This is a genomic window from Pseudomonas sp. SDO55104_S430, from assembly GCF_054070595.1.
This window is the reverse complement of the sequence record NZ_JBSVXG010000235.1, coordinates 1-8,569: the sequence shown is the minus strand read 5'-3', so window position 1 is coordinate 8,569 and position 8,569 is coordinate 1. Positions and strand designations below refer to the sequence as shown.

At 63.5% G+C, this 8,569-nt stretch carries 8 protein-coding genes and 1 riboswitch; of the genes, 2 read left to right on the top strand and 6 right to left on the bottom strand.

Annotation, left to right across the window (positions count from 1 at the left end; genetic code table 11):
* Positions 1–51: 51 nt before the first annotated feature.
* The 6 genes from ACW9JE_RS26020 to cobO are packed head-to-tail and all read right to left on the bottom strand — an operon-like array spanning position 52 to position 6,051.
* Complete coding sequence (locus tag ACW9JE_RS26020; RefSeq protein WP_457434363.1) at positions 52–1,503, bottom strand: cobyric acid synthase; 1,452 nt, start codon at positions 1,501–1,503, stop codon at positions 52–54.
* The gene (gene cobD / locus ACW9JE_RS26015; protein WP_457434362.1) at positions 1,500–2,498 is read right to left on the bottom strand and encodes a threonine-phosphate decarboxylase CobD; all 999 of its coding nucleotides are present in this window, start codon (positions 2,496–2,498) and stop codon (positions 1,500–1,502) included. Before cobD ends, ACW9JE_RS26020 begins: the two co-directional genes overlap by 4 nt.
* On the bottom strand, positions 2,491–3,399 hold the full coding sequence (gene cbiB, locus ACW9JE_RS26010; protein ID WP_457434361.1) for an adenosylcobinamide-phosphate synthase CbiB: 909 nt from the start codon (positions 3,397–3,399) through the stop codon (positions 2,491–2,493). Before cbiB ends, cobD begins: the two co-directional genes overlap by 8 nt.
* Positions 3,396–4,046, bottom strand: coding sequence for a 5,6-dimethylbenzimidazole synthase (gene bluB, locus ACW9JE_RS26005; RefSeq protein WP_457434360.1), 651 nt, complete (start codon positions 4,044–4,046; stop codon positions 3,396–3,398). Before bluB ends, cbiB begins: the two co-directional genes overlap by 4 nt.
* Positions 4,043–5,443, bottom strand: coding sequence for a cobyrinate a,c-diamide synthase (locus ACW9JE_RS26000; RefSeq protein WP_457434359.1), 1,401 nt, complete (start codon positions 5,441–5,443; stop codon positions 4,043–4,045). Before ACW9JE_RS26000 ends, bluB begins: the two co-directional genes overlap by 4 nt.
* A complete protein-coding gene (gene cobO / locus ACW9JE_RS25995) occupies positions 5,440–6,051 on the bottom strand; it encodes a cob(I)yrinic acid a,c-diamide adenosyltransferase (RefSeq protein WP_224538188.1) in 612 nt (203 codons plus the stop codon). Before cobO ends, ACW9JE_RS26000 begins: the two co-directional genes overlap by 4 nt.
* A gap of 83 nt (positions 6,052–6,134) precedes the next feature.
* A riboswitch (cobalamin riboswitch) is annotated at positions 6,135–6,365 on the bottom strand.
* 162 nt (positions 6,366–6,527) lie between these two features.
* Here cobO and ACW9JE_RS25990 point away from each other — a divergent pair.
* Together ACW9JE_RS25990 and ACW9JE_RS25985 are read left to right on the top strand one after the other, a co-directional pair.
* Positions 6,528–7,112: a hypothetical protein gene (locus ACW9JE_RS25990; protein ID WP_224538186.1), complete on the top strand. Its 585-nt coding sequence runs from the start codon at positions 6,528–6,530 to the stop codon at positions 7,110–7,112.
* Between the two features lie 68 nt (positions 7,113–7,180).
* Positions 7,181–8,494 carry a PQQ-dependent sugar dehydrogenase gene (locus ACW9JE_RS25985; protein WP_224538185.1) on the top strand — a complete coding sequence of 438 codons (1,314 nt, stop codon included), beginning with the start codon at positions 7,181–7,183 and terminating at the stop codon, positions 8,492–8,494.
* The last annotated feature ends 75 nt before the right edge of the window (positions 8,495–8,569 follow it).

Here is an 8,569-nt window from a genome sequence, read left to right as displayed (position 1 = left end):
GCGTTCCCATGTGGGAGCGGGCTTGCTCGCGAAGAGGCCGGCAAGTCCACCCTAGATTCCACACAGCTCACGCAACAACCCGGTATCCAGATGCTTCTCCACCAGATCCGCCAACCGCTCGATATCCCGCTCGCGCAACCCGTGGTAATCCACCTCTTGCACATCCCGCAAACCGGCCCAGCGCAACAGCGCGCCACAGGCCGCGGGCGATTCGAACAGGCCATGCAGGTAAGTGCCGAAAATCTGCCCATCAAGGCTCTGCGCACCATCGCAACGCCCGTCATCGAGCTGCACCGCAGCGTTTTCCAGGGCAACGCCGGTGGTCACGCCGGCATGGATTTCATAGCCACTGACTTCAGCATTCTCCAGGGCCAGACGCCCACGCACATTGCGCAGCTGCTTCTCCTGCTCGAGTACTGTTTCAAAGGCCAGCAGCCCCAAACCGGCACTGGAACCCGGCGCACCTTCAAGGCCCAGAGGGTCGTGCACCTGCTCACCGAGCATCTGCAGGCCACCGCAGATCCCGAGCACTTTGCCGCCGTAACGCAGGTGCCGGGAGATCGCGGTGTCCCAGCCGTTGGCCCGCAGATACGCAAGGTCGCTGCGCACGCTTTTCGAGCCGGGAAGGATGATCAGTTCGGCCGGAGGGATCGCCTGGCCAGGGCCGATGAATTGCAGGTCGACTTGCGGATGCAGGCGCAGTGGGTCGAAATCGGTGTGGTTGCTGATGCGCGGCAGCACCGGCACCACTACTTTCAGCACCTGTTCTGCCTTGTCGGCCTGGCGCTGATCGATGCCGTCCTCGGCTTCCAGATGCAGGTCCATTACGTAGGGCAGCACGCCGATCACCGGTTTGCCGGTGCGCTGCTCCAGCCAGTCCAGGCCCGGCTGCAACAGGGCGATGTCGCCACGAAAACGGTTGATGATGAAGCCCTTGACCCGTGCCTGTTCGCTTGGTGAAAGCAGTTCCAGCGTGCCCACCAGATGCGCGAACACACCACCCCGGTTGATGTCGGCGATCAGCACCACCGGGCAGTCCACCGCTTCGGCGAAACCCATGTTGGCGATGTCGCCGGCGCGCAGATTGATCTCGGCCGGCGAGCCCGCGCCTTCGACCATCACCAGCGGATAGACCGCGCTCAACCGCGCATGGGAAGCCAGCACCGCCTGCATGGCGATGGCCTTGTAGTCGTGATAGGCAACAGCGTTCATGGAGGTGACCGCGCGACCATGGATGATCACCTGCGCGCCGGTGTCGCTGTTGGGTTTGAGCAGCACCGGGTTCATGTCGGTGTGCGGCTCCAGAAACGCGGCCTGGGCCTGCACCGCCTGGGCGCGCCCGATCTCGCCGCCGTCCGCGGTCACCGCGCTGTTGAGCGCCATGTTCTGCGGCTTGAACGGCACCACGCGCACGCCCTGACGCGTGGCCCAACGGCACAGCGCCGTCACCAGCGTGCTCTTACCGGCATCGGAGGTGGTGCCCTGCACCATCAACGTCGTCATGAAGCGTCCTTGGCAAAGGCCTCGAAGGCAGCGCTCAGGCGCGCCCAATCGGCGTCGTCGCCCGGCAGGCCGAAACGCAGGCTGCCGGTTTGCGAGAACAGGCGCAGGAGAATGCCGCGCCGGGCCATGAACTCGTACAGTTCACCGGCGCGATCGGTCACCACCCACTGGAACAAGGCGCAACCGCCCTGGGGCTTAAAGCCGTGCAGATCGAGCAACGTCGCCAGCCGTTCACTGGCCTGCTCGGCGCGCAGGCGTTGCCGCGCATGGCCTTCGGTATCGCGCAGGCAAGCCTGGCCCAGTACCCGGGTCGGACCGCTCACCGCCCATGGCCCGACCTGTTCGGCGAGCAGCCTGAGCAACTTGCGCTCGGCCAGCACGAAGCCCAGGCGCACGCCGGCCAGGCCGAAAAACTTGCCGAACGAGCGCAGCACGATCAACCCGACCTGATGGGCATATGGCGCCACGCTCAGTTGCGGTGTGTTGTCCATGAACGCCTCGTCCACCACCAGCCAGCCACCGCGCTGGGCCAGCCGCGAATGCCAGTCGAGCAAGCGGCTGGGGCTCAGGCTCAGGCTCAGGCCCGTGGGATTGTTCGGATTGACCACCACCAACACATCGAGGCTGTCGACGAAGAAGTCGACTTCCTGCTCGACCACTTCGCGCACGATGTAGCCGTTGCGACGCCAGGCTTCGGCATGTTCGGCGTAACACGGCGAGAGCACGCCAACCTTGCCGGCCCGGCGCAAGCGCGGCAACAACTGGATGGCCATTTGCGAGCCGGCCACCGGCAAGGCTTGCAGGGTGCCGTAGTAATCGCAGGCCGCCTGCTCCAAACCATCGTCGTTTTCCGGCAGGCGCGCCCAGGCTCGCAGCGGGATCTCGGGAACCGGAAACGGCCAGGGCGCCAGACCGCTGGACAGATCAAGCCAATCGGCTTCCTCGATGCCGTATTCGAGCGCCGCCTTGCGCAATCGTCCACCGTGTTCAAGCATAGAACTCAGCTCCCACGCAGAGAATCAGCAACCATAACCATACCCCGCGCTGGACCAATTGCCAGCCGCGGTCGATGGAGTCCGCGTCCGCCGGCGCGCCTTCACCCAGTTGCGGACGCTCGTGCAGCTCGCCGTGATAAATCGCCGGCCCGCCCAGCTCCACACCCAGCGCACCGGCGCCAGCGGCCATTACCGGCCCGGCATTGGGGCTGTCCCAGGTCGGGCCCTGGGTACGCCAGCATTTCAGCGCCAGACGGGGCTTGCCCAGCAACGCGTAGGTCAGCGCCACCAGACGCGCGGGAATGTAATTGAGGACGTCGTCGATCTTCGCCGCCGCCCAGCCGAAACGCTCGAAGCGCTCGTTGCGATAACCCCACATCGCGTCCAGCGTATTGCTCAAACGATAGAGCACCACACCCGGCGCGCCGGCCACGGCAAACCAGAACAGGGCGGCGAACACCGCGTCACTGCCGTTCTCCAGCACCGACTCGGTGGCGGCACGGGCGACGGCGGTTTCATCCAGCTCGCTGGTCTTGCGGCTGACCAGATAACTGACGCGCTTGCGGGCCTCTTCCAGATCACCACCGCGCAAGGCCTTGGCCACCGGCTCGACATGCTCGCCGAGGCTGCGCATGCCCAAGGCGCAATACAGCGCGAGAATCTCGACGAGCCAGCCGACGTAGGGCGCCCACGAAAACGCGGTGGCCAGCAAGGTCAGTGGCAATACCGCGATTACCCACGCCGTAACGCCGTGGCTGCGCCAGCCGCGACCGCCCGCGTTGAAACGTTGCTCGATGCGCTCGGCAAAACGGCCGAACACCACCAGCGGATGCCAGCGTTTGGGCTCGCCCAGCAGCGCATCCAGCGCAACCGCGGCGGCACTCAACAACGCCACACTCATGTACGCACTCCCCAAAAATTCTCATACAGCATTTCAGTCAGCGGACGCTCTTGCGCCCAGCCTTCGAGCACCAGCATCGGCGCCGGATAGAATTCCTCGACCGGTCCCAGGCACAAAATCGCCAGTGGCTTGGCACCGGTGGGCAATCCGAGCAAATCGGCCAGGGCCTGCGGTTCGAACAACGACACCCAGCCCATCCCCAGCCCTTCGGCACGGGACGCCAGCCACAGGTTCTGGATCGCGCAGGACAAGGAAGCCATGTCCATTTCCGGCAAGGTGCGCCGACCGAAGATGTGCCGCTCGCGATCATCCATCAGTGCGGCCACCAGCAGTTCGGCGCAATCGTTGATGCCTTCGACTTTCAGTTGCATGAATTGGTCACTGCGCTCGCCGAGGGCTTCGGCGGTGCGAATGCGTTCCTCTTCCACCAGATCGCGGATCCTGCCCCGCAGGTCGCGGTCGCTGATGCGGATAAAACGCCAAGGCTGCATCAGGCCGACGCTCGGCGCCTGATGCGCGGCTTCCAGCAGACGCCGCAGCAGTTCGGGCTCGACCGTGCCGCCGCTGAAGTGGCGCATGTCGCGGCGTTCGGCGATGGCTCGGTAGACGGCTGCGCGTTCGGCTTCAGAGAAGGTGGTGTCGCTCATGGCCTCTTCGCGAGCAAGCCCGCTCCCACATTTGTTCGTATTTCTTCAGGCAGAACACTATCTACTGTGGGAGCGGGCTTGCCCGCGATGGCGTCCTCACAGGACGGCGCCAACAACGCGGCAATCGCCGACGGATTGGACGGAAAATAAAAATGCACATACGAGGCCGTCATCCGCCCCTCACGATAAACCGCCTCCGCCCCGCGCCCGCCATTAGGGCTCAGGCCCCGGGCAATCGGGGTCAGGTCGGTGGTGGTCAGCGAGTGGTGATAGGTATGCCCGCGCAGCGATCCTTCCGGCAGTTCAACCGCCTGCAAGGCCAGCGCGGCAAGACGCTTCTGCATCACTGCATCGCCTGCGAGCAAGCCCACCAGTTCAGCGCGAGTGCCTTCGACATCGGTCAGCGAATCGAGCAGATAAAGCATGCCGCCACACTCGGCCAGCAACGGTTTGCCTGCTGCATGATGCGCGCGGATGGCGTTGAGCATCGAGGTGTTTTGCGACAGCGCCACGTGGTGCAGCTCCGGATAACCACCCGGCAGATACAGGCTATCGGCCTCGGGTAATTGCGCGTCGCGGATCGGCGAGAAAAACCGCAGTTCGGCACCCATCGCCCGCAGCAAATCGAGACTGGCGCCATAGGTAAAGGCGAAGGCTTCGTCGCGGGCCACGGCAACGCGCACGCCGGCCAGCAACGACTCGGCAGCGATCACATCCGGCGCGGCAAACTCCACCGCCGGCGGTAGCGCGACTTCGCAACTGCTGGCCAAAGCATCGGCGGCGGCATCCAGGCGAACATCGAGATCGTTCAACTCGCTGGCCTGCACCAGCCCCAGATGCCGACTCGGTAATTCGATACCGGTTTCCCGGGACAAGGCGCCGTACCAACGCAGACCCTCGGTCAGGCTGCCTTCCAGCAACTGCGCGTGACGCAAGGTGCCGACGCGGTTGGCCAGCACGCCGGCAAACGGCAGGTCCGGCTGATAACGCGCCAGGCCCAGGGCCAGCGCGCCAAAGGTCTGGGCCATGGCGGTGCCGTCGATCACGCCCAGCACCGGCACGCCAAAATGCCGCGCCAGATCAGCGCTGGATGGCGTGCCATCGAACAGACCCATCACCCCTTCGATCAAAATTAAATCGGCTTCCCCGGCGGCTTCCCACAACAGGCGCCGGCTTTCCTGCTCGCCGACCATCCACATGTCCAGTTGATACACCGGCGCACCGCTGGCGCGCTCGAGAATCATCGGGTCGAGAAAGTCCGGGCCGCATTTGAATACACGAACCTTGCGCCCCTGGTTGCGGTGCAAACGGGCCAGCGCGGCGGTGACGGTGGTCTTGCCCTGACCGGAGGCCGGCGCGGCGATGAGCACCGCCGGGCAATGACGAGGTGCATTCACAGTTCGACGCCTTTCTGCGCTTTGATCCCGGCCTGGAAGGCGTGCTTGATCATGCCCATCTCGGTGACGGTGTCGGCCAGTTCGATCATTTCCGGCTTGGCGCCGCGACCGGTCACTACCACATGCTGCATCGGCGGGCGGGCCTGCAAATCGCTGAGGACTTGATCAAGATCCAGATAGCCGTGCTTGAGGGCGATGTTCAGTTCGTCCAGCACCACCAGGCCGATGGACGGATCGCGCAGCAGTTCCTGGGACACCGCCCAGGCCGCTTCGGCGGCGGCGATGTCACGCTGGCGGTCCTGGGTTTCCCAGGTGAAGCCCTCGCCCATCACGTGAAAGCGCACTTGCTCGGGGAAGCGGCGGAAGAACAATTCTTCGCCGGTGCTGTTACGGCCCTTGATGAACTGCACCACGCCGCACTGCATGCCATGGCCCATGGACCGCGCGAGCATGCCGAACGCCGAACTGCTCTTGCCTTTGCCGTTGCCGGTCAGCACCAGCAGCAGGCCGCATTCGTTGGGGGAGTTGGCGATACGCTCGTCGATCACGGCTTTTTTGCGCAGCATGCGCGCCAGATGACGTTCGTCACGATCAGAAGATTCGGTCATGGGGGAGCTCTCCGTTGAGGCAGGAATAACGGCGGGCAGGCAAAAGAATAGATAGCGGGAAGCCTGGCATCGCCCACCGTGATGCCATCTGGATGGATCAGGCCGGTCTCCGGGCTCATGAGCGGCTCGGGGCCTGGGCTGCGCGCCTTCCCATGTCGTCGACACAGTGGCTCAAGACGCAGCCTTCACTCATTTACCGTTGCGGGGGCAGCGCCGGGATCGCAAGCCTGGATGCATAGCATCGCCCGCTCACCGGCTTCCCTGTTTCACTCTGTCGGCCATGACCACAGAGCACCTGAAACAAGCGGCGAAGGTTAGAGGGTTGGGGGTGGAGCGTCAATTAAAGCCGGGGGCCTGATTCCGGAATATCGACTGCTGCTCAATATTCTGACGCCAATCTTGTGCCACACTGTCAGCAGTGATATCAAAGAGCCATAACTCACGGCAATTCACACCAAAATAAAAAGGTGAGCCCCATGCAAGGCATGATCATCAGCAATCCGAAGCTGGAATTCCTGCGCCCGGTACTGGAACGCTGGTTTGACTGTATCGATCGCTACAACGCCATCCGTGGCGACAGTGAAACGCCCTACTGGCTCGATGAAAAAGCCAATCTCGGTTTGCTCAGCGCGGCTGCGTGGATGGCCGAGATCATCACCCTGGAACAATCGCCCACCCGCAAGCAGATTGAAGACGGCGAGCGCAACGGCCGCGCGGACCTGTTCATCGCCACGCCCGAAGCCCGCGCCTGGCTGCAGGCCACGCAACGCTGGCCGCGGGTCAACAACCTGAACCTGAGCCAACCGCTGCACGACATCACCACCAGTGCCAAACGGATCAGCTACGCCAGCGACTTGAAACTCGGCTGCCTCTTCGTCGCGCCACAGAAAACCCAGCACAGCGCCAGCCCCGAAGAATTGCAGGACATGGTCGACGACCTGCAAAAGGAACACACCTGCGCCGTGGCCTGGTATTTCCCCTACGCCTATCGCAAGTTGCACAACGAAGCGGGCCACTATCACCCCGGCATCGCCATGCTGCTCAAGGAAGCGCACGGCTGACCGGTTGAACCATCGCGCAACGAAGCTTCTCTACTGAACAAGTCACTGCATTCATAGGGAAGGTCAGCATGCGCAAGCCCCAGCTCGTTCTCGTCCTCGGTTTCGCCTGCGGGCTCGTCGCCTGCGGTGAAACCTCCAGCCTGCAAGTCTCGGATGGCACCGGCCCCGCGCCGAAGCTGCCGGAGCCGAACAAGACCCTGTTTCCGACCATGAACATCGCCCCGGCCATCGGTTGGCCGGACGGCTCAAAACCGGTGGCTGCCAGCGGCACTCAGGTCGCCGCCTTCGCCGACGGCCTCGATCATCCGCGCTGGCTTTATGTACTCCCCAACGGCGACATACTGGTGGCCGAAACCAACGCTCCGCCCAAGCCCGATGACAACAAGGGCATCAAAGGCTGGATCACCAAGAAAGTCATGGGCCGCGCCGGCGCTGGCACGCCAAGCCCGAACCGCATCACCCTGCTGCGCGACAGCGACCACGACGGCATCGCCGAAACTCGCACCGTGTTCCTGGAAAATCTCAATTCACCTTTCGGCATGACCCTGGTGGGCAACGACCTCTACGTCGCCGACACCGATCGCCTGCTGCGCTTTCACTATGAAAACGGCGCCACCGAGATCAAGTCACCGCCCATCAAGGTGGTGGATCTGCCGGGTGGTACGCTGAATCACCACTGGACGAAAAACGTCATCGCCAGCAAGGACGGCAGCAAGCTTTACGTGACGGTGGGCTCCAACAGCAACGTGGGCGAGAACGGCCTGGACAAGGAAGAAGGCCGCGCGGCGATCTGGGAAGTGGATCGCGCCACCGGCAACCACCGCATCTTCGCCTCGGGGATTCGCAACCCCAACGGCCTGGCCTGGGAACCGTCGACCGGCGCGCTGTGGACCGCGGTCAATGAGCGGGACGAAATCGGCAGCGACCTGGTGCCCGACTACATCACTTCGGTGAAGGACGGCGGGTTTTATGGCTGGCCGTTCAGCTATTACGGCCAGCATGTCGACGTGCGCGTCGAACCACAGAATCCGCAACTGGTGGCCAAAGCCATCGCACCGGACTACGCGGTCGGCCCACATACCGCATCACTGGGCCTGACCTTTGCCGAGAACAATCGCCTGCCGGCGCAATTCAAGGAAGGCGCGTTCATCGGCCAGCACGGCTCCTGGAACCGCAAGCCGCACAGTGGCTACAAAGTGATCTTCGTGCCGTTCAGTGCCGGTAAACCGGTGGGGCAACCGGTTGATGTGTTGACGGGCTTCCTCAATGACAAGGAGGAGGCAATGGGTCGGCCAGTAGGCGTAGTGATCGACCAGCAGGGAGATCTGCTGGTGGCCGATGATGTGGGGAACAAGGTGTGGCGTGTTTCGGCGGTTAAATAAACCTCAGCCATGCACAGACCCTGTGGGAGCGGGCTTGCTCGCGAATGCGGAGTGTCAGTAACGAAGATGTCGACT

Bases quoted from the DNA above. Each gene is read 5' to 3' on its own strand.
- cbiB (WP_457434361.1), bottom strand. From the start codon at position 3,399: ATGAGTGTGGCGTTGTTGAGTGCCGCCGCGGTTGCGCTGGATGCGCTG.
- cobO (WP_224538188.1), bottom strand. From the start codon at position 6,051: ATGACCGAATCTTCTGATCGTGACGAACGTCATCTGGCGCGCATGCTG.
- ACW9JE_RS25985 (WP_224538185.1), top strand. From the start codon at position 7,181: ATGCGCAAGCCCCAGCTCGTTCTCGTCCTCGGTTTCGCCTGCGGGCTC.
- ACW9JE_RS25990 (WP_224538186.1), top strand. From the start codon at position 6,528: ATGCAAGGCATGATCATCAGCAATCCGAAGCTGGAATTCCTGCGCCCG.
- ACW9JE_RS26020 (WP_457434363.1), bottom strand. From the start codon at position 1,503: ATGACGACGTTGATGGTGCAGGGCACCACCTCCGATGCCGGTAAGAGC.
- cobD (WP_457434362.1), bottom strand. From the start codon at position 2,498: ATGCTTGAACACGGTGGACGATTGCGCAAGGCGGCGCTCGAATACGGC.
- bluB (WP_457434360.1), bottom strand. From the start codon at position 4,046: ATGAGCGACACCACCTTCTCTGAAGCCGAACGCGCAGCCGTCTACCGA.